Source organism: Pseudomonas sp. B21-028, from assembly GCF_024749045.1.
In the GTDB taxonomy this organism is placed as follows: domain Bacteria; phylum Pseudomonadota; class Gammaproteobacteria; order Pseudomonadales; family Pseudomonadaceae; genus Aquipseudomonas.
In genome coordinates, this window is the sequence record NZ_CP087184.1 from 2,181,106 (window position 1) to 2,200,435 (window position 19,330).

The window sequence follows — 19,330 nt, forward strand, 5'->3', positions numbered from 1 at the left end:
AGCTCCAGTGTGGGAGCGGGCTTGCTCGCGAAGACGGCGGTGGGGGTCAGAAATCCAGGGTCTGCTTGAGCCTTTGGGCGGCCGGTATGTCGCTGGGGATCACCATTGCATAGTTGTACCCCGGCCCGGACCAGTATTCGGCCTGCAATTCGCCGTCGCGCCGGCTGCCACGGGGCAGCAGGAAATTCCTGGGCCCCGGTGGGCGCACGTAGAAGCTGATCTTCTGACCGCTTTCGTCCTGGTAGACGATCATCGCCGCCGCGCCTTGCTCGGTGCTGAGCAAGCGGCCGCTGACCGGCCTGAAGCCGGCGCCGGAAAGATCCGGCAGGCGATTGGCGTGGCTGAAGTAACGGTCGAGCCAGCCCTGCATGCTGCTTTCGTCACCGCTCTGGTAATCGGCCGGCAGGATGCCTTGCTGGGCAAACAGCCGATAGGCCTGCAGCGCATCAGCCATGGGTTGGGCGGCACTGAGGAGGGTCATTTGACGGGCCTGCCAGCCACCGAGGCCCCCCACGCTGACGGCCAGCAACAGCATCGCGGCGCTGGCCAGGTGTCGGCGTGAGCGATGTTTGAGCCGTTGGCGGATCAAGGCCGGGTCGAGCGCCGGGTTGGCCGGTTGTTGCAAGGCACCACTCAGGGCGGTGCGCAGGCGCAACGCGTCCTGTTGCCAGGCCCGGACCCGGGCAGCGACGTCGGGGTGGCTGCCGAGGTAGGTGTCCATCAGGTGCTGGTCGGCCTCGCTCAATTGGCGGTCAACGTAGGCGTGCAGGTCGCGGTCGCTGGGGGGCATGCTGATCATTTGAGTATCCGCAGGGTAGGGCGGGTGATTTCGCCTTCGCTGAGTTGGCGCAAGGCCTGGCGGGCACGGGACAGCCGTGACATCACGGTGCCGGTCGGCACGCCGAGGATGTCGGCGACTTGCTGGTAGCTCAAGCCTTCCACCGACACCCACAGCAACAGCGCTCGCTGCTCGGTGGTGAGTTGGTCGAAGGCCTGCAGGGACGACTGGGCGATCACGCTGCGCTCGGCCGAGGGGTGCGTCTCGTCGCGGCCGGTGAAAAACTCCAGCATGCGGGCGTAGCGTCGGGAACGGCGGTGAGCATCGAGAAATTGCCGGTACAGGATGGAAAACAGCCAGGCCCTCAGATCGCCGTCCGGACGCTTGTCGTCCCATTTTGACAAGGCCCGCTCCAGGCACGTCTGCACCAGGTCGTCGGCATTGCTGGGGTTGCGCGTCAGCGACACGGCAAACCGCCGTAGTCGGGGGATGAGCATGCGCAACTGTTCGTCGAGTTCGTTCATGGGCCTTTGGCGTCCGGTGAGCCGTCGCTGAGTGAGACTGGAAAGACGATCCCCGAACGAGATTATTCCAGCGTAGGAAAAATAAATACGAAGCTTGGGAATAAAACCTTCAGGCCTTCGTCTGACGGGTCCTTTCCTCAAATGGCCTTGAGCCTTGGAGCTTCGTCATGGTTGATCCTTCCTCTTCACCTGGCCCCGCATCGGGTCGGCCGCCGTTGAGTGCCGTCAGCCTGACGCTGCGCCTGGGTGGCATTGCAATCATTGTTGCCGCACTGGCGGGGGCATTTGCCTACGTCAATGGCACCCTTGACCCACAGCGCCTGACGCCCAAAGCGCTGGTCAATGTGCTGGAAAAGAACAATGGGATTCATCCGGGCTTCCGGCGCAATCACTCGAAGGGCGTTTGTGTCGCCGGTTATTTCGAGAGCAGCGGCGAGGCGCGAGCCTATTCCAGCGCCCAGGTGTTCATGGACGCACGAACGCCGGTCGTCGGGCGTTTCGCCTTGCCCAGCGGTAACCCGTACGCGCCGGACGGCAGCGTACCGATCCGCAGCCTGGCGCTGCGCTTCACCCAGGCCAACGGCCAGCAGTGGCGTACCGGCATGAACAGCATGCCGGTGTTCCCGGTGGGCACGCCTGAGGCGTTTTACCAGTTCCAGCAGGCCCAGTCACCGGACCCCGCCACGGGGAAACCGAACCCGACGGCGGTGCCAGCGTTCTTTGCCGCTCACCCGGAGGCTGTGCCGTTCCTGCAATGGATCAAGACCGCCAAGCCGTCGGCCAGTTATGCCACTGAAACCTACAACGGCATCAATGCGTTTTACCTGGTCAACCCGGCCGGGCAACGTCAGGCGGTGCGCTGGGGCGTGGTTCCGCTGACCGCGGACGCGGCGGATGCGCCACCCGCCCAGGGCGCTGATTACCTGGAGCAGGACCTGACCAAGCGTCTCGCCGCCGGACCGTTGCGCTGGCGGTTGAACATCACCCTGGCCAATCCTGGCGATCCGGTGAATGACGCCAGCAAGCCCTGGCCCACCGATCGCAAGGTGCTCAACGCCGGCACGCTGGTGCTGGAGAGTACCCAGGCGCAGGACAACGGCGAATGCCGTGACATCAACTATGACCCGCTGATCCTGCCCAGTGGTATCGAAGGTTCCGAAGACCCGCTGCTGGCCGCGCGCTCCGCCGCGTATGCCAGTTCCTATCTGCGGCGTACCAGCGAAGTGAGCCAGTTGCCCGCCACCCAGGAGTCCCGCCCATGAGCACCCCCCGTCACTTCGCACCCCTGGCCCGGCTGCTGCATTGGCTGATGGCATTGATGGTCATCGCCATGCTGTTCATTGGCGCGGGCATGGTGGCCTCGGTGTCCGAGCGTCATGAGTGGCTGCTCCAGTTGCACAAGCCCCTGGGCATCGCGATTCTGTTGCTGGTGATCGTGCGCCTGGCGGTGCGCTTTACCACGCGCCCACCGGCATTGCCGAAGGATCTGCCGGGCTGGCAGGTACTGGCGGCGAAGGCCTCTCATGTCCTGCTGTACGCCTTGATGTTGATCTTGCCACTGTTGGGTTGGGGCATGATTTCTGCGGCGGGGGACCCGGTGATGCTCAGCAGCTCGCTGCAACTGCCCTCGATCCTGCCGGCGAATGCCCAGGCTTTCGCGTTAATGCGCAAGGCCCACGGGTACTTGGCCTACCTGCTGTTCCTGACGGTGCTGGTGCATCTGGCGGCGGCACTGTTTCACGGCTGGGTGCGGCGGGATGAGGTGCTGGACAGCATGTTGCGCGGGCGCGATCGAGCTTGAGTCCTCGATAGGGCACAGAGGGGTGCTTCGCACCCCAGCGGGGCGGTGCGACGTTTCGCTGAATACCCTCGCCACAGTTGAACGGGTCAGACGGTGTCAGCGCAACTCATCGACCATATCCGCCACCGTGCTCAGCACATCCTTGCCCAGTTGCATCGAGCGCTTGCCCGACCAGCCGGTCTGCGGGTTGGGGTGGTCGTCGTGGTCCTTGAAGGGCATTTCCAGGGTAAGGGAGAGGCAGTCGTATTTCTGGCCGACCGCGTTGCAGGCCAAGGTCATGTTCGCCTGGCCCGGTTCATCGCGGGTGTAGCCATGCGTGGTCTGGAAGTCCTTGGTCTGGTGCTTGAGGTGGCTGCGAAAGCGCTCTTCGAGCTTGGCAAGGCGTGGCGTGTAGCCGGGATTGCCTTCGCAACCCGCGGTGAAGACGTGGGGAATTTCCTCGTCACCATGAACATCGAGGAAGAGATCGACGCCATATTTTTCCATTTGCTGCTGTACGAAGAATACCTCGGGGCTGATCTCCGGGCTGGCGTCCTGCCAGGCGCGGTTGAGGTCCTGGCCCATGGCGTTGGTACGCAGATGTCCATGGAACGCGCCGTCCGGGTTCATGTTCGGCACCAGATAGAGATCGGCCTTGGTCAGCAACCGATTCAATTGGCCGTCGTCCTGATCCTGCAGGCGTTCGATCACGCCTTCCATGAACCACTCGGCCATGTGCTCGCCGGGATGCTGCTGGGCGATGATCCAGACCTTGCGCCGGCCTTCGGCACCGCTGCCCTTGCGCAGCAACTGGATATCACGTCCCTCGACGCTTTTACCGGTGGCCAGCAGCTCGGTTCCGGCCTTGTGCTGCGCCTGTTCGATCAGCCAGTCATGGCGTCCGCGGCTGTAGGGCTCAAAATAGGCAAACCAGGCGTGGGGCTGTTCGGCTTCAAGGTAAAAACGCAGGGAGTCGCCTTCGAACTGAGTGGGGACACGGAACCAGTTGACGTGATCGTAGGAGGCAACGGCCTGATAACCCGGCCACCCTTTGCTGTAGGTCGATTGACTGGCGTTGAGCAGGCGGAAGGAATATTCATGGCCCACATGCAGACCGCTGGCCTTGAAGTGGAACCACTGGAAGTGGGCGCTGCGGGTGTCGGGGCGGATTTTCAGCAGTGATTGCAACGGGTTGCTGATGTCCACGACCTGGATATTGCCGCTGTCGAAATTGGCGCTGATATCAAAAGACAATTTAGCCACGGTCACGATTCCTTTGAGAGGATTTCCATGGCCGTTACTTTACACGCAAGAAAGGGCGGATCGGGACGATTTGCATCACAAAAACTGGGGGCGTCCTCCCTGGACGCAGAAGCAGCTTAGAGAGTCCGCAGCTGATTCTCAAGTGCTCGCTGTCGATAGTTTCTGCCTGTATGGCGGGTTGTGGAAAATGGAAAATCATCGCCGTCATCGAATCGGCAACCCCGTCAGGAAATTCATCGACCTGGCGCCATGAACCGAAAAATCGGCAAAAAAAGACCCGGCAAGGAGCCGGGTCAAAAACCGTGATTAGCCTGATGAGGAGATACTCCAGAAGTCCGACCTAAGGCCTTCTGGACTATCGACCGATCTCGCGATCAGTTGATGCAATAATAATCATTATCATTTGCAAGTCAAATGTTTTTATTGCAACCATTGGAAAATTATTTCCTGACTTCCGTATCCGCGGAGCCATTCCCGTTGACTACGCTGTTTAACGAGTGGGGTAGCCGTCCAGGGACCGGTCCAGCATGACTTTGGCCAGATCAATCATGTGCACCACCGAAAATGCCAGGTCACGGCTCGAACCCTGTAACCGGTTGGCGGACTCGTGAGCGGTCGCTGCCGCGCAGCGCAGCAGGTCGCACGCGTGCACGAGGGCTTCTTCGCCGTTGATATTGCGGTTCACGTCAAAGAAGCGGTGTTCCTGTTCATCCGACACACCCGGTTTCAAGTAATAGTCCAGGGCCCGTTGGGCGGCCGGGCAATCCTGGAGCGAGGGGAACGGGGTGTGGGAAGGGCTGCTGGGCTCGTCTTTGTTGAAAGTATCCATGGTGTCGAGGTTCTCCGTAGTGGGCTGAAATCCTCAATCCAGAATAGTACGCATCGTAATTGTGACGACAATTTAAATACTACAATATGTGTTTTGATGGTCGGAGTCATCCACGTATCGTGCCGCTCATGGATAAATGGATAGAGTTGGTCAAGGCCAAAATGAAGGAACTGCGCGTCACGCAAGTGGTGCTCGCAGAGCGTCTGGGCATGTCACAGGGCGGCGTCGGCCATTGGCTGACCAAGCGCCGGGAGCCCAGTGTCGAAGACATGAACCGGGTCCTGCAGGCGTTGGGGATGGAGTTCCTTGAAGTGGCGATGGTGATCCGCGAGCCGGATACCTCGACCGAAGAGGGCATGACCCTGGCGCAGAAGTACAACCCCTACTTTCGCTACCCGGTGAGTGACTGGCACGACATTGGCGAAATCCGCGAAGTCGATCCCGAGCGCTACAGCCAGGCGCATTATGAGTTGACGGATTACCACGCCCTAGGCGATGCGTTCTGGCTGGTGGTGATGGGCGATGCGATGACCGCGCCGACCGGATTGAGCATTCCCGAGGGCATGTCGATCCTGGTGGACCCGGCCATCGAAGCCGTGCCCGGTAAGCTGGTGGTCGCGCAGTTGCCGGGTAGCAGCGACGCAACCTTTCGCAAATTGATCGAAGAGAGCGGGCAGCAATACCTGATTCCGCTCAATCCGACTTACCCGAAGACCCTGTACACCGAGCAATGCCGCATCATCGGTGTGGTCGTGCAGGCGACTATCAGGTTCTAACCGGATCGGCCCTTGGACGGGCCGATGCCTATTCTTCGAATGCCACTAGTGCGCTGCCCTCGCTGACCATTTCCCCTTCCTGGCAATACAGCGCCTTGATCACACCGGCTTTGGGCGCACGGATGCTGTGCTCCATTTTCATCGCTTCCAGAACCACCAGTTGCGCACCAGTCTCTACTGTTTGGCCGGGGCTCACCAACACCCGCACGATGCTGCCGTTCATGGGCGCGGTCAGGCCCCCCTGGTGGCTGTGGCTGGCTTCGGCGGCGGCCAGCGGGTCATACAGCTCGACGCGACGCAGATCGCCCTGCCATTGCAGATACAGGCTGTCGCCCTGGCGAATGGCCCGGTGGCTGCGACGCAGGCCGTTGTGTTCGATCACCAGGTGCTCGCCGCGAAGTTCGGCGGCCGCGGCCTTAACGTCCAGTGTCAGCGCTCGATCCTGGCCTTCGCAGCTCAAATGCAAGGTGGTTTCCCTTGGCAGTCCCAAGCGCAGGCCGGTGGTCGCGGACCACGGGGAACCTGCGTCGTCGGAGCGTACCCGCGGCGTCAGACCCAAGGCGAAACCCTGGGCGGCTGCGAACCAGAAGTCGTCATCCAGTTCACCAGGTTCTGGCAGCAATTGCGCCTGGTAGCGTGGGATAAATCCGGTGTCCAGCTCCGCCGCGGCGAAGGCCGGGTGGGCGATGATGCGGCGCAGGAAGCCGATGTTGGTTTTCAACCCGCCGATGGCGAACTCGTCGAGCATGCTCAACAGCCGCAACCGCGCCTGTTCACGGTCCTCGCCCCAGGCAATCAGCTTGCCGAGCATCGGGTCATAGAAGGGCGAGATCTCATCGCCTTCTTCGACGCCGCTGTCGACCCGTCGTCCCGGTCCTGCGGCAGATTCGCGGTACAGCGCCAGGCGCCCGGTGGCCGGCAGGAAGTCGTTGGCCGGGTCTTCGGCATACAGCCGAACTTCGATAGCGTGGCCCCGCAGTAGGACTTGTTCCTGGGTAATCGGCAGCGGCTCGCCTTGGGCAACGCGAATCTGCCACGCCACCAGGTCCAGTCCAGTGATCGCTTCGGTGACCGGGTGCTCGACCTGCAACCGGGTGTTCATTTCCATGAAGAAAAACTCGCCCCGTGAATCCAGCAGAAACTCCACCGTGCCGGCGCCGACGTAGCCAATCGCCTGGGCCGCGCGCACGGCGGCTTCGCCCATGGCCCGTCGCAGCTCAGGGGGCAGACCAGGGGCGGGTGCCTCTTCCACGACTTTCTGGTGACGGCGTTGAATCGAACAATCGCGTTCGTTGAGGTACAGGCAATGGCCGTGCTGGTCGGCGAACACCTGAATCTCGACGTGACGTGGCTTGAGCAGGTATTTCTCCACCAGCATCCGCGAGTCGCCGAACGACGATTGCGCCTCGCGCTGTGCCGAGGCTAGCGCTTCGGCCAATTGGCTGACGTCCTCGACGACTTTCATGCCCTTGCCGCCACCCCCGGCGGTAGCCTTGAGCAGCACCGGGTAGCCGATGCGCTCGGCGGCGGCGCGGAACGTCTCCAGATCCTGGGCTTCGCCATGGTAACCGGGCACGAGGGGCACGCCGGCGGTTTCCATCAAAGCCTTGGCCGCGGATTTGCTGCCCATGGCATCAATGGCCGAGGCGGGCGGACCGAGGAAAATCAGTCCGGCATTTTCGATGGCCCGGGCGAACCCTGCGTTCTCCGAAAGAAAACCGTAACCAGGGTGGATGGCCTGGGCGCCACTGGCCTGGGCGGCGGCGATCAATTTGTCGATTTGCAGGTAGCTGTCGGCCGCCTTGCTGCCGCCCAGGTCGACCCGGATGTCGGCTTCGCGGCTGTGGCGGGCGTCGTGGTCGGTGGCGCTGTGCACCGCTACCGTGGTCAGGCCCATGGCCTTGGCGGTACGCATCACGCGGCAGGCAATTTCACCGCGATTGGCCACCAGCACGGTGGTAAGGACCGGGGCGCTCATCGACGGGGCTCCTTCTGTTTTGATAAGGCAGGTTTCGATGGGGCAGGGGACGACTCGGCCTGCCAGTTCGGCGGCCGCTTCTGCAGAAAGGCGCGCAGGCCTTCCTGGCCCTCCGGGCTGACGCGGATGCGGGCGATGGCATTCTCGGTGTAACGTCGCAGCGCCGGGGTCAGGGCGCCGTTGCCGACTTCGCGCAGCAGCTCCTTGCTGGCACGCATGGCCGCCGGGCTGTTGAGCAACAGGTTATCGATCCATTGTTCGACTTGATCGTCCAGCGTCTCGGGCGGGTAACTTTCCGACAGCAAACCAATCTCTTTCGCACGCTGCCCGCCGAAACGTTCAGCGGTGAGGGCGTAACGTCGAGCGGCCCGTTCGCCAATGGCCTGCACCACGAACGGGCTGATCACCGCTGGCGCCAGGCCAATGCGCACTTCCGACAGGCAGAATTGCGCGTCATCGGCGCCAATGGCCATGTCGCAGGCGCTGATCAACCCCAGCGCGCCGCCAAACGCCGCGCCTTGAACGACAGCCAGCGTCGGAATCTTCAGCTTGGCAAGGTTGTACATCAGCTCCGCCAGTTCCCGGGCGTCGTCGAGGTTGGTGTGGTAGTCGAGCTCGGCCGACTGCTGCATCCAGGCCAGGTCGGCGCCGGCGCTGAAGTGTTTGCCACGGCCGCGGATCAGCAGGAAGCGCACGCTTTGATCGCTGCTGACCTGGTCCAATGCGAGGATCAGCTCGCGGATCATTTCGGCGTTGAACGCATTGTTCTTCGACTCGCGGCTCAACCACAGGGTGGCAACGCCGCGCGGATCGGTCAGCAATTCGAGGGTGTTGAAGTGGTCCATGGGCATTCCCCGGTTACATCCGGAACACGCCGAAGCGGCTCGGTTCAATAGGTGCGTTCAATGACGCGGACAAGGCCAGGCCCACTATGTCGCGGGTCTGGGCCGGATCGATGACGCCGTCGTCCCACAGCCTCGCGCTGGAATAGTAGGGGTGACCCTGCTCTTCGTACTGATCGAGAATCGGTTGTTTGATCTCGGCTTCCTGGGCGGCGCTGAACGGATGGCCGCTGCGTTCAGCCTGTTCGCGCTTGACCTGCACCAGCACACCGGCGGCCTGCTCGGCGCCCATCACGCCAATCCGTGCATTCGGCCACATCCACAGGAAACGTGGGTCGTAGGCCCGTCCACACATACCGTAGTTACCCGCGCCGAAGCTGCCGCCAATGATGACCGTGAACTTCGGCACCCGGGCGCAGGCCACTGCGGTGACCAGTTTCGCGCCGTGCTTGGCGATGCCGCCGGCTTCGTATTTCTGCCCGACCATGAAGCCGGTGATGTTTTGCAGGAACAGTAACGGGATGCCGCGCTGGCAGGCCAGTTCGATGAAGTGCGCACCCTTTTGCGCGGCTTCGGCGAACAGGATGCCGTTGTTCGCCAGGATCGCGACGGGGTAGCCGTGCAGATGGGCAAAGCCGCACACCAGTGTGGTGCCGAAAAGTGCCTTGAATTCATCGAACACCGAACCGTCCACCAGGCGTGCGATCACCTCCCGGACATCGAAAGGCTGCTTGGCATCGGCCGGCACCACCCCATACAGCTCGTCGCTCGCATACAGCGGGGCGATCGGGGTGCGCGGCTGCACGTCGCCAAGCTTGCGCCAGTTGAGGTTGGCGACGCTGCGGCGAGCCAGCGCCAGGGCATGTTCGTCGTTGTCGGCGTAGTGATCGGCCACGCCGGAAATCTTGCAATGCACATCGGCGCCGCCCAGGTCCTCGGCGCTGACCACCTCGCCGGTGGCGGCTTTTACCAGCGGCGGGCCGGCCAGGAAGATGGTTGCCTGTTCGCGGACCATGATCGCTTCATCGGCCATTGCTGGAACGTACGCTCCGCCGGCCGTGCACGAACCCATGACCACTGCCAGTTGCGGGATGCCCTGGGCACTCATGTTGGCCTGGTTGAAGAAGATCCGGCCGAAGTGCTCCCTGTCCGGAAACACTTCGTCCTGGCGCGGCAAGTTGGCGCCGCCGGAGTCCACCAGGTAAATGCAAGGCAGGCGATTCTGTTGGGCGATGGTCTGGGCACGCAGGTGTTTCTTCACGGTCAGGGGATAATAGGAGCCCCCTTTGACCGTCGCGTCGTTGGCGACAATCATACATTCGATGCCTTCCACGCGACCGATGCCGGCGATCACCCCCGCGGCGGGGACGTCTTCTCCATACACCTCGTAGGCCGCCAGCGGACTGATCTCCAGGAAGGGCGAGCCAGGATCCAGCAACCGGTTGATGCGCTCCCGAGGCAGCAACTTGCCCCGTGAGGTGTGCCGCTCCTGGGCCTTGGGGCCACCGCCCTGTTGGACTTGCGCGAGCAGGGTGCGCAAGGCCCCGACCTGTTCGAGCATGGCGTCGCGGTTGGCGATGAACTCCGGCGAACGTGGGTTGAGCTGGGTGTGCAGAATCATGGCTACTCCGTAGCAGCTTTGAGCTTCAAGCTACAAGCGACAAGTAAAGGCGCGGCTTTCTTGCCGCTTGAAGCTTGCCACTAACGACATTCATTTCGTCTCGTTGAACAGTTCGCGACCGATCAGCATCCGACGGATCTCACTGGTGCCGGCACCAATTTCGTACAGCTTGGCGTCACGCAACAGACGGCCAGCCGGAAACTCGTTGATGTAGCCATTACCTCCCAGGATCTGGATGGCATCGAGGGCCATCTGCGTGGCGCGTTCGGCGGTGTAGAGGATCACCCCGGCGGCGTCCTTGCGGGCGGTTTCGCCGCGTTCGCAAGCCTGGGCCACCGCGTACAGATAAGCCCGGCTGGCATTGAGCTGGGTATACATGTCGGCCACCTTGCCCTGGATCAGCTGGAATTCGCCGATGCTCTGGCCGAACTGCTTGCGGTCGTGGATGTAGGGCACGATCAGGTCCATGCACGCCTGCATGATCCCGGTGGGACCGCCGGACAGCACCACCCGTTCGTAGTCCAGGCCACTCATCAACACCCTGACGCCGCCGTTGAGCACACCGAGGATGTTCTCTTCCGGCACTTCGACATCGTCGAAGAACAACTCGCAGGTGTTGGAGCCGCGCATCCCGAGCTTGTCGAACTTGTTGCTGCGACTGAAGCCTTTCCAGTCGCGCTCGACGATGAACGCGGTGATGCCGTGGGGGCCTTTTTCCAGGTCGGTCTTGGCGTAGATCACGTAGGTGTTGGCGTCGGGACCGTTGGTGATCCAGGTCTTGCTGCCGTTGAGCACGTAATGGTCGCCGCGTTTGTCGGCCCGCAGCTTCATGGAAACCACGTCGGAACCGGCGTTCGGCTCGCTCATGGCGAGGGCGCCGATGTGTTCGCCACTGATCAGCTTCGGCAGGTATTTGGTTTTCTGCTCGTGGTTGCCGTTGCGGTTGATCTGGTTGACACAGAGGTTGGAGTGGGCACCGTAGGAGAGGGCGACCGAGGCCGACCCGCGGCTGATTTCCTCCATCGCCACCACGTGGGCCAGGTAGCCCAGGCCGGCGCCACCGTATTCTTCCGGTACGGTGATGCCCAGCAGGCCCATGTCGCCGAATTTGCGCCACATGTCGGCGGGGAACAGGTTGTCGACATCAATCTGCGCCGCCCGTGGCGCCAGCTCGGCCTTGACGAAGGCCTGCACCTGGTCGCGCAACATGTCGATGGTTTCACCGAGGGCAAAATTCAGGGATGGGTAGCTCATGGGACACCTTTGGCTTTTTTATCGGGTGTGGAGAGGGACAGGAGCGCTCTCACCTTTACGTTAACGTAAGCCTGCAACAAATGGCTGTCAATCACCTTTACGTTAACGTCAACTTGGTCCAGAGTAGATGCGGCTGACAGCGTGACCCTGTGGGCTTTGTTTCACAGGTTCAAGCGTAGCAACCCACTAATAAAGACAAGAGGGGGCGTCATGGATCAACCCGGTTCGCATTCGCAGCTCAGCTACACCCGTGGCTCCCAGGCCAAGGCCTTGTTGACGCAGACCATCGGCCAGGCTTTCGATCAGACCGTGGCCCGTTACCCCGATAACGAGGCGTTGGTGGTTCGCCATCAAGCGCTGCGTTATACCTGGCGGCAACTGGCTGAAGCGGTCTATCTGCACGCCCGGGCCTTGCTGGCGCTGGGCTTGAAATCCGGTGATCGTCTCGGCGTGTGGGCCCCCAATTGCGCCCAGTGGTGCATCAGCCAGTTCGCCAGCGCGAAGATCGGCGTGATCCTGGTCAACATCAACCCGGCGTACCGCAGCTCCGAGCTGGAATACGTACTCAAGCAGTCCGGGTGCCAGTGGTTGGTGTGCGCCGGGGCGTTCAAGACCTCGGACTATCACGCCATGGTGCAAACCCTCGCGCCGGAACTGGCGGAACAATCGATCGGCCAGCTGCGCTGTGAACGCTTGCCGGACCTGCGGGGTGTGATCAGTCTCGATCCCCGGCCACCGTCAGGCTTTCTACCCTGGTCGCAATTGGCGGACCTGGGCGCGGCGGCTTCGCCTGAAGAACTGGCCGAACGCGGGGCCAGCCTGCAGGCCGGGCAACCGGTGAACATCCAGTACACCTCGGGCACCACCGGATTCCCCAAGGGTGCGACCCTCAGTCACCGCAATATTCTCAACAATGGCTACATGGTGGGCGAAAGCCTGGGCCTCAGCGCCGATGACCGGCTGGTGATCCCGGTGCCGCTCTACCATTGCTTCGGCATGGTCATGGGGAACCTGGGATGCCTGACCCACGGCAGTACCATGATCTACCCCAACGACGCCTTTGACCCTTTGTTGACCCTGAGCACCGTGGCCGAGGAAAAAGCCACTGCGCTGTACGGCGTACCGACCATGTTCATCGCCATGCTGGATCAACCGCAGCGGCACGACTTCGACCTGTCCAGCCTGCGCACCGGGATCATGGCCGGCTCGACCTGCCCGATCGAAGTGATGCGGCGGGTGATCAACGAAATGCACATGAGCGAGGTGCAGATCGCCTATGGCATGACGGAAACCAGTCCGGTGTCGCTACAGACCGGTCCTTCAGACGAGTTGGAGTTGCGCGTCACCACCGTCGGCCGCACCCAGCCGCAACTGGAAAGCAAAATTGTCGATGAGGCCGGCGACATCGTCCCCCGTGGCACCATCGGCGAATTGTGTACCCGTGGCTACAGCGTGATGCTCGGTTACTGGAACAACCCCAAGGGCACCGCCGAGGCCATCGACCGGGACGGCTGGATGCACACCGGCGACCTGGCGACCATGGATGAGCAGGGCTACGTCCGCATTGTCGGACGCAACAAGGACATGATCATCCGGGGAGGTGAGAATATTTACCCGCGTGAGCTGGAAGAGTTCTTCTTTACTCACCCTGCGGTGGCCGATGTGCAGGTGATCGGCATTCCCTGTTCGCGCTACGGCGAAGAGATCGTGGCCTGGATCAAGTGCCATCCGGGGCACAGTGTTACCGAACAGGAGTTGCAGGCCTGGTGCAAGACACGCATTGCCCACTACAAGACGCCACGTCACTTCAAGTTCGTCGAGGAGTTCCCGATGACGGTGACCGGCAAGATCCAGAAATTCCGCATGCGTGAAATCAGCATCGAAGAACTGCGCGATAAAAAGGCCTAGCCACAAACCCTGTGGCAGCGAGCCTGCTCGCGATGAGGCCATGTCAGTCGACATCGCTGTCACTGACAGACCGCTATCGCGAGCAGGCTCGCTCCCACAAAAAAAGCCAATCGCCAGACAGCACAAAGGGGAGCCGAAGCTCCCCTTTAATTTTGTCGTCGCGTGCTCTTTTTTTATTATTGAGGGGCGGCCTGTTGTTGTTTTTGGTAGCCGTTACCCTTTACCGCTGTTTTTGGCGATCCCCATCCGGGATCAAGAGCAAACGTATTTTTTTGAGCGCTGATCTGCTTTTTCGCCTAGCGATCCAACCGATTCGGGTCCTACCTGAAGGTAGTCTTATTGTTCTCTGCCCGGTTGCGGGTTGCTCCTGGAAGCACCCTGAAAAGCACATCTTCTCCAAAAAAATCTGTTAGCTGCGTCTCTGCCGTGTTGTTTTTGTTATGTCAGAGTCGTTTCGTCTTGTTTTTATTAGGTTTGCCGCTTTTTTTATTCTTGTTATGCCAAAGAGATAGCAGGTGCCGTGCCAACTTTTAAAAACCTTTATAAATCAGTAGCTTGGATTTTTAGGGTAAGCAGGGTGGCGCGGTAGATCTGACAAATTGTTTCCGTGTTACTCGTTTCACAGCCGGTGCGGTAACACCTATTGAGCACCGCGGGCCTTGGCGACGCGCGAACCGGTCGGGCGCCCGAGCACGTCACAGATCTGACGGCCCGCGACGATCAGCGCGTCCAGATCGACGCCGGTTTCAATGCCCAGGCCATTGAGCAGGTACAGCACGTCTTCGGTGGCGACGTTCCCGCTGGCACCCTTGGCGTACGGGCAACCGCCGAGGCCGGCGATGGAGCTGTCGAATACGGCGATGCCTTCGAGCAGGCTGGCGTACAGGTTCGCCATGGCCTGGCCGTAGGTGTCATGGAAGTGACCGGCGAGCTTGTCCCGGGGCACATCCGCCGAAACCACTTCGAACATCTTGCGCGTGGCGCCGGCGGTGCCTGTGCCGATGGTGTCGCCCAAGGACACCTCGTAACAGCCCATTGCATACAGCTCGCGAGCGACCCAGGCCACTTGCTCGGGCTTGACGGTGCCTTCGTAAGGGCAGCCCAGCACACAGGACACGTAGCCGCGCACACTGACGCCGTTGCGCTGGGCGGCTTCCATGATCGGTGCGAAGCGCTCCAGGCTTTCCTTGATGGAACAGTTGATATTGCGCTGGGAGAACGCTTCGGACGCGGCGGCGAACACCGCCACTTCCTTCACACCGGCCGCCAGCGCGTCTTCGAACCCTCGCAGGTTTGGCGCCAGGGCGCCATAAGTGACACCCGGTTTGCGCTGGATCTGCGCGAACACCTCAGCCGAACCGGCCATCTGCGGCACCCATTTGGGCGAGACAAAGCTGCCGACTTCGATGTAACCCAGGCCGGCGGCACTCAGCGCATCCACCAGGCGCACCTTGTCGGCGACGCTGATGGGTTGCGCTTCATTCTGCAGACCGTCGCGGGGGCCGACTTCGATCAGGCGTACAAAGGAGGGAAGGGACATGGGGATAGACCTTTAATGGGTTGCCAATATATTGAGGGTCAAGGCGATCCACTGTGGGAGCGAGCCTGCTCGCGATAGCGGTCTGTCAGACAACATTGATGTTGGCGGTTACACCGCTATCGCGAGCAGGCTCGCTCCCACAATGGGTATGACAGCTAAACAGCTTCCTGCCCCTTGAGCGTCTGCTCCAGTGCCTGGATACAGCGTTCTTCGGCGGTGTCGAGCTCCAGCTTCATCTGTTCGATGTCCAGCAGTTGCTGTTCGAGTTGCTCCCGGCGCTCGGTGATTTTCGCCAGCATGCTGTGCAGTTGTTTCTGGTTGCCGCTGGAGGGGTCGTAGAGCTCGATCAGCTCGCGGCACTCGGCCAGGGAAAAACCGATGCGCTTGCCCCGCAGGATCAACTTCAGGCTGACCTTGTCCCGCGGTGAGTAGATGCGCTCCTGACCCCGTCGCTCCGGACTCAACAAGCCTTGCTCTTCATAAAAACGGATGGCCCGGGTGGTGATGTCCAGCTCCCGGGCGAGGTCGGAGATGCTGTAGGTCTGACTGCTCATGGACGCGCTCGAAACGATAGGGGCTGGCGCTAAGCTAATGTCAGGTTGACGTTCACGTCAAGCAATGAAACCTGTGGGAGCGAGCCTGCTCGCGATAGCGGTGGATCGGCCAACCTCGTTGTTGACTGACCTGCCGCTATCGCGAGCAGGCTCGCTCCCACCGTTGATCTCCTACACGTGCTCAAGCTTCTTCTCATGGGCCGTCACCTGCTGGCACAACTCGATCATCTGCTCGCGCATCCAGCGGTTGGCCGGGTCCTGGTCGGTGCTTTCGTGCCAATAGAGATGGGTCTCCACCGGCGGCACATCATTGACCGGCAATTGGAAGGCATGGAGGTCGTGACGACGGGCAAACCGTTCGGGGACGGTCATGACCATGTCGGTCTGTTGCAGTACCTGGGAGGCCATCAGGTAATGCTGGGAGCGCAGGGCGATCTTGCGCTGGATGCCCATCTTGCCCAAGGCCAGGTCGACATAGCCCAGCCCATTGCGACGGCTGGAGATATGCACGTGGGTCTGGGAGAGATAGTCGTCGAGGCTGATTTTTTCCTTGCCCGCCAGGGGATGGCCCTTGCGCATGGTACATACGTAACGGTCTTCCATGAGTTTGACGTGGCGCACCTGCGGGTCGGTATTGAGCGGGGCGTCAACAGCGAAATCGAGCCGGCCGGCGGCCAGTTCCTTGGTGGTTTCACGACGCTTGGACAGGAAACTCTCGATGGCCACGGTCGGCGCCAGGCGTCGCAGGCGCTGGAACAGGGGCGGCAGGATCACGCCTTCGGTGAGGTCGGTCATGCTGATGCGGTAGGTCTTGACGGCCTGCAGCGGGTTGAAAATCCGGCTTTCCTGCACCGACACCCGCAGCAGCGACAACGCGTTGCGGACCGGACCGATGATGTTCTGGGCCATGGGCGTTGGCACCATGCCCTGGGCGGTGCGCACGAACAGCGGGTCGTTGAAGGTTTCCCGCAGGCGCGCCAGGGCGTTGGACACGGCCGGCTGAGTGATGCCAACGATCTGCCCGGCGCGGGTCAGGTTGGCTTCGGTGTAGATCGCATCGAAAACGATGAAGAGATTGAGATCGACCTTGCTCAGATTCATGGCGCTGCACTCTTGTTTTTAGAGGGTTTCTCGGGCGTGTCGTGAGGTGTCGGATGGCGATTGGAATCAGTGAAACATATATCGGTGATGAATGTTAATACACGCCGAGAATAGGTTAGGTAAATTTTCGTAGCTGAACTAGCATCGATTCATGATCTGAAATCAACCTCTGCCAAGAAGGTGCTGCCCATGGATTTTGCCTATTCCCCCAAGGTTCAGGAGTTGCGTGAACGCGTCACGGCGTTCATGGATACCTACGTCTACCCGGCCGAAGCGGTGTTCGAACGGCAAGTGGCCGAAGGTGATCGCTGGCAGCCCACGGCCATCATGGAAGAACTCAAGGCCAAGGCCAGAGCCGAAGGCCTGTGGAATCTTTTCCTGCCTGAATCCGAACTGGGGGCTGGCCTGACCAACCTGGAGTACGCACCGCTGGCGGAGATCATGGGCCGTTCGTTGTTGGGGCCGGAGCCGTTCAACTGCTCGGCGCCGGACACCGGCAACATGGAAGTACTAGTGCGTTACGCCAATGAAGAACAGAAGCAGCGCTGGCTGGAACCGCTGCTGCGGGGCGAGATCCGCTCGGCCTTCGCCATGACGGAACCGGACGTGGCTTCTTCGGATGCCACCAACATGGCCGCCCGCGCCGAACGCGAGGGTGACCAGTGGGTGATCAACGGCAAGAAGTGGTGGACCTCGGGAGCCTGCGACCCGCGCTGCAAGATCCTGATCTTCATGGGGCTGAGCAACCCCGACGCGCCGCGCCATGCCCAGCACTCGATGATCCTGGTGCCGGTGGACACCCCCGGCGTCAAGATCGTGCGGCCGCTGCCGGTATTCGGTTACGACGATGCGCCCCACGGTCACGCCGAAGTGCTGTTCGATAACGTGCGGGTGCCATACGAAAACGTCTTGCTGGGTGAGGGCCGCGGCTTCGAAATTGCCCAGGGTCGCCTCGGCCCGGGCCGTATCCATCACTGCATGCGATCTATCGGCATGGCCGAGCGGGCGTTGGAGTTGATGTGCAAGCGTGCCGTCAGTCGCACCGCTTTCGGTAAACCGCTGGCGCGCCTGGGCGGCAACGTCGACAAGATCGCCGACTCGCGGATGGAAATCGACATGGCCCGCCTGCTGACCTTGAAAGCGGCCTACATGATGGACACCGTCGGTAACAAGGTCGCGAAAAGCGAAATCGCCCAGATCAAGGTGGTCGCGCCGAACGTAGCCCTGAAGGTCATCGACCGCGCGATCCAGATCCATGGCGGTGCCGGGGTGTCCAACGATTTCCCGCTGGCCTACATGTACGCCATGCAGCGCACCCTGCGCCTGGCCGACGGCCCGGACGAAGTACACCGCGCCGCCATCGGCAAGTTCGAAATCGGCAAGTACGTGCCCCGGGAGATGCTGCGTAGCGAGCGCTGAAGGCTCGGCATTCACCATAAAGCCCCTGTGGGAGCCGAGCTTGCTCGCGATGGCGGTATCACAGCCACTCTTTCAGTGGGCTGACCCACCGCCATCGCGAGCAAGCTCGGCTCCCACGGGGGATCTGTGGTGAACACACATTTCGCAGTTATTCCTTGACGCTCATGTACTCCTCGGCCCAACGGATGTATTCCTCGGGCTGGGTGTAGGTGTGGGTCAGTTCGGTGGCGCTGAGGTCCGAGGCCTGGGTGAAGATCTGCCGTTGCTCGCGCAGGCTGTCGTAGGTGGCCTTGATCGCGGCGAAGTAGGCGCCGTGACCGTCGATGGTGACCCGCACCCCCAACTCGGCCAGGCGTTTGTCGTCGCGCAGCAGTGGGTTGCCATAAGTGACGAGCATCAAGGGCACCGTCAGGTTCTCGCTGATCTTCTCCAGGTGCTCGAAGTCCTGCACACCCACCATGCAAATCCCGTCCGCGCCAGCACGTTCGTATTGCTGGGTACGGCTGATGATTTCCTGCACCGGCAGGATCCCGGCATTGGTGCGGGCGATGATCGCCATTTCCTGATCGACCCTGGCTTCCAGCGCTGCGCGGATCTTGCCGACGCCTTCCGCCACGCCGATCAGGTCCGTGGATTTGCGGCCGAACTGGGCCGGCAGCAGGGTGTCTTCGATGGTAAGGGCTGCCACGCCGGCGCGTTCGAGTTCAATGATGGTGCGCATCACGTTCAGGGCGTTGCCATAGCCATGGTCGGCATCGGCGATCACCGGCAGTTGGGCCACGCGGCCGATGCGGGTGGCCTGTTCGGCAAACTCGCTGAGGGTGATCAACGCAAAGTCCGGTGCGCCCAATACTTGCAACGAGGCGACCGAGCCTCCCAGGATGCCCACTTCAAAACCCAGGTCGGCAGCAATGCGCGCCGACATCGGGTCAAACACCGATGCGGTGTGGTAGCAGGTCTGGGAAGCCAGGAGTTGACGGAAGTTACGGCGCAAATCTTGATGGGAAAGCCTGGACATATGAGTTCCACCAATGGAATGGAAGGGCTTGAGCAAAAATGTCAACGCCGAAAGAACCAAAGGCTATCACGTGGTAAGCGTAAAGATGATGACGAATGCGCATGGACCATGTTTGTCACGCATTGAAACAGGGCCGCAGACCTGG

At 61.4% G+C, this 19,330-nt stretch carries 17 protein-coding genes; 5 read left to right on the forward strand and 12 right to left on the reverse strand.

All coding sequences use genetic code 11. The features are described from left to right. Positions 1-46: 46 nt before the first annotated feature. Positions 47-799 carry an anti-sigma factor gene (locus LOY35_RS09930; protein ID WP_258632144.1) on the reverse strand — a complete coding sequence of 251 codons (753 nt, stop codon included), beginning with the start codon at positions 797-799 and terminating at the stop codon, positions 47-49. Beyond that, on the reverse strand, positions 796-1,302 hold the full coding sequence (locus LOY35_RS09935; protein ID WP_258632145.1) for a sigma-70 family RNA polymerase sigma factor: 507 nt from the start codon (positions 1,300-1,302) through the stop codon (positions 796-798). Before LOY35_RS09935 ends, LOY35_RS09930 begins: the two co-directional genes overlap by 4 nt. Positions 1,303-1,469: 167 nt before the next feature. Here LOY35_RS09935 and LOY35_RS09940 point away from each other — a divergent pair, with 167 nt between their 5' ends. Continuing rightward, entirely contained in the window at positions 1,470-2,564 is a 1,095-nt protein-coding gene (locus tag LOY35_RS09940) for a catalase family peroxidase (protein WP_258632146.1), read from the forward strand. Further along, positions 2,561-3,103 (forward strand): cytochrome b, encoded by a 543-nt coding sequence (locus tag LOY35_RS09945; RefSeq protein ID WP_258632147.1) that lies wholly within the window; start codon positions 2,561-2,563, stop codon positions 3,101-3,103. The genes LOY35_RS09940 and LOY35_RS09945 overlap by 4 nt, the downstream gene beginning before the upstream one ends. A gap of 96 nt (positions 3,104-3,199) precedes the next feature. Here LOY35_RS09945 and LOY35_RS09950 read toward each other — a convergent pair whose 3' ends face one another. Then, positions 3,200-4,351, reverse strand: coding sequence for a M14-type cytosolic carboxypeptidase (locus LOY35_RS09950; RefSeq protein WP_258632148.1), 1,152 nt, complete (start codon positions 4,349-4,351; stop codon positions 3,200-3,202). 484 nt (positions 4,352-4,835) lie between these two features. Next, entirely contained in the window at positions 4,836-5,174 is a 339-nt protein-coding gene (locus tag LOY35_RS09955) for a DUF6124 family protein (RefSeq protein WP_258632149.1), read from the reverse strand. A 128-nt stretch (positions 5,175-5,302) separates the two neighbouring features. Here LOY35_RS09955 and LOY35_RS09960 point away from each other — a divergent pair, with 128 nt between their 5' ends. Further along, positions 5,303-5,950: a LexA family transcriptional regulator gene (locus tag LOY35_RS09960; RefSeq protein WP_258632150.1), complete on the forward strand. Its 648-nt coding sequence runs from the start codon at positions 5,303-5,305 to the stop codon at positions 5,948-5,950. Between the two features lie 28 nt (positions 5,951-5,978). Here LOY35_RS09960 and LOY35_RS09965 read toward each other — a convergent pair whose 3' ends face one another. From LOY35_RS09965 to LOY35_RS09980, 4 genes are all read right to left on the reverse strand, one after another. Further along, positions 5,979-7,928: an acetyl/propionyl/methylcrotonyl-CoA carboxylase subunit alpha gene (locus tag LOY35_RS09965; protein WP_258632151.1), complete on the reverse strand. Its 1,950-nt coding sequence runs from the start codon at positions 7,926-7,928 to the stop codon at positions 5,979-5,981. Beyond that, positions 7,925-8,773, reverse strand: coding sequence for a gamma-carboxygeranoyl-CoA hydratase (locus LOY35_RS09970; protein ID WP_258632152.1), 849 nt, complete (start codon positions 8,771-8,773; stop codon positions 7,925-7,927). The genes LOY35_RS09965 and LOY35_RS09970 overlap by 4 nt, the downstream gene beginning before the upstream one ends. 13 nt (positions 8,774-8,786) lie before the next feature. After that, positions 8,787-10,391, reverse strand: coding sequence for a carboxyl transferase domain-containing protein (locus LOY35_RS09975; RefSeq protein ID WP_258632153.1), 1,605 nt, complete (start codon positions 10,389-10,391; stop codon positions 8,787-8,789). 90 nt (positions 10,392-10,481) lie between these two features. After that, entirely contained in the window at positions 10,482-11,645 is a 1,164-nt protein-coding gene (locus tag LOY35_RS09980; protein ID WP_258632154.1) for an isovaleryl-CoA dehydrogenase, read from the reverse strand. A gap of 210 nt (positions 11,646-11,855) precedes the next feature. Between LOY35_RS09980 and LOY35_RS09985 the strand changes: the two genes are divergently transcribed. Beyond that, positions 11,856-13,553, forward strand: a complete 1,698-nt coding sequence (locus LOY35_RS09985) for an AMP-binding protein (RefSeq protein ID WP_258632155.1) — start codon at positions 11,856-11,858, stop codon at positions 13,551-13,553. Positions 13,554-14,193: 640 nt separating this feature from the next. Here the strand turns inward: LOY35_RS09985 and LOY35_RS09990 are convergent. The 3 genes from LOY35_RS09990 to LOY35_RS10000 form a co-directional block, all read right to left on the reverse strand. Further along, positions 14,194-15,093 carry a hydroxymethylglutaryl-CoA lyase gene (locus LOY35_RS09990; RefSeq protein WP_258632156.1) on the reverse strand — a complete coding sequence of 300 codons (900 nt, stop codon included), beginning with the start codon at positions 15,091-15,093 and terminating at the stop codon, positions 14,194-14,196. A 155-nt stretch (positions 15,094-15,248) separates the two neighbouring features. Continuing rightward, a complete protein-coding gene (locus LOY35_RS09995) occupies positions 15,249-15,647 on the reverse strand; it encodes a MerR family DNA-binding transcriptional regulator (protein ID WP_024779786.1) in 399 nt (132 codons plus the stop codon). Between the two features lie 171 nt (positions 15,648-15,818). Further along, positions 15,819-16,748 (reverse strand): LysR family transcriptional regulator, encoded by a 930-nt coding sequence (locus LOY35_RS10000; protein ID WP_258632157.1) that lies wholly within the window; start codon positions 16,746-16,748, stop codon positions 15,819-15,821. Between the two features lie 189 nt (positions 16,749-16,937). Here LOY35_RS10000 and LOY35_RS10005 point away from each other — a divergent pair, with 189 nt between their 5' ends. After that, the gene (locus LOY35_RS10005; RefSeq protein ID WP_258632158.1) at positions 16,938-18,167 is read left to right on the forward strand and encodes an acyl-CoA dehydrogenase; all 1,230 of its coding nucleotides are present in this window, start codon (positions 16,938-16,940) and stop codon (positions 18,165-18,167) included. 148 nt (positions 18,168-18,315) lie between these two features. Here the strand turns inward: LOY35_RS10005 and LOY35_RS10010 are convergent, their stop codons facing one another. Further along, the gene (locus LOY35_RS10010) at positions 18,316-19,185 is read right to left on the reverse strand and encodes an oxaloacetate decarboxylase (RefSeq protein WP_258632159.1); all 870 of its coding nucleotides are present in this window, start codon (positions 19,183-19,185) and stop codon (positions 18,316-18,318) included. Positions 19,186-19,330 lie beyond the last annotated feature (145 nt).

What these genes read in the sequence shown, in the direction of transcription:
- LOY35_RS09995 (WP_024779786.1), bottom strand. Translation starts at nt 15,647, where the DNA reads ATGAGCAGTCAGACCTACAGCATCTCCGACCTCGCCCGGGAGCTGGAC.
- LOY35_RS09935 (WP_258632145.1), bottom strand. Translation starts at nt 1,302, where the DNA reads ATGAACGAACTCGACGAACAGTTGCGCATGCTCATCCCCCGACTACGG.
- LOY35_RS09985 (WP_258632155.1), top strand. Translation starts at nt 11,856, where the DNA reads ATGGATCAACCCGGTTCGCATTCGCAGCTCAGCTACACCCGTGGCTCC.
- LOY35_RS09980 (WP_258632154.1), bottom strand. Translation starts at nt 11,645, where the DNA reads ATGAGCTACCCATCCCTGAATTTTGCCCTCGGTGAAACCATCGACATG.
- LOY35_RS10000 (WP_258632157.1), bottom strand. Translation starts at nt 16,748, where the DNA reads ATGAATCTGAGCAAGGTCGATCTCAATCTCTTCATCGTTTTCGATGCG.
- LOY35_RS09970 (WP_258632152.1), bottom strand. Translation starts at nt 8,773, where the DNA reads ATGGACCACTTCAACACCCTCGAATTGCTGACCGATCCGCGCGGCGTT.
- LOY35_RS09975 (WP_258632153.1), bottom strand. Translation starts at nt 10,391, where the DNA reads ATGATTCTGCACACCCAGCTCAACCCACGTTCGCCGGAGTTCATCGCC.
- LOY35_RS09990 (WP_258632156.1), bottom strand. Translation starts at nt 15,093, where the DNA reads ATGTCCCTTCCCTCCTTTGTACGCCTGATCGAAGTCGGCCCCCGCGAC.
- LOY35_RS09945 (WP_258632147.1), top strand. Translation starts at nt 2,561, where the DNA reads ATGAGCACCCCCCGTCACTTCGCACCCCTGGCCCGGCTGCTGCATTGG.
- LOY35_RS09965 (WP_258632151.1), bottom strand. Translation starts at nt 7,928, where the DNA reads ATGAGCGCCCCGGTCCTTACCACCGTGCTGGTGGCCAATCGCGGTGAA.
- LOY35_RS09955 (WP_258632149.1), bottom strand. Translation starts at nt 5,174, where the DNA reads ATGGATACTTTCAACAAAGACGAGCCCAGCAGCCCTTCCCACACCCCG.
- LOY35_RS09960 (WP_258632150.1), top strand. Translation starts at nt 5,303, where the DNA reads ATGGATAAATGGATAGAGTTGGTCAAGGCCAAAATGAAGGAACTGCGC.
- LOY35_RS10005 (WP_258632158.1), top strand. Translation starts at nt 16,938, where the DNA reads ATGGATTTTGCCTATTCCCCCAAGGTTCAGGAGTTGCGTGAACGCGTC.
- LOY35_RS09930 (WP_258632144.1), bottom strand. Translation starts at nt 799, where the DNA reads ATGATCAGCATGCCCCCCAGCGACCGCGACCTGCACGCCTACGTTGAC.
- LOY35_RS10010 (WP_258632159.1), bottom strand. Translation starts at nt 19,185, where the DNA reads ATGTCCAGGCTTTCCCATCAAGATTTGCGCCGTAACTTCCGTCAACTC.
- LOY35_RS09940 (WP_258632146.1), top strand. Translation starts at nt 1,470, where the DNA reads ATGGTTGATCCTTCCTCTTCACCTGGCCCCGCATCGGGTCGGCCGCCG.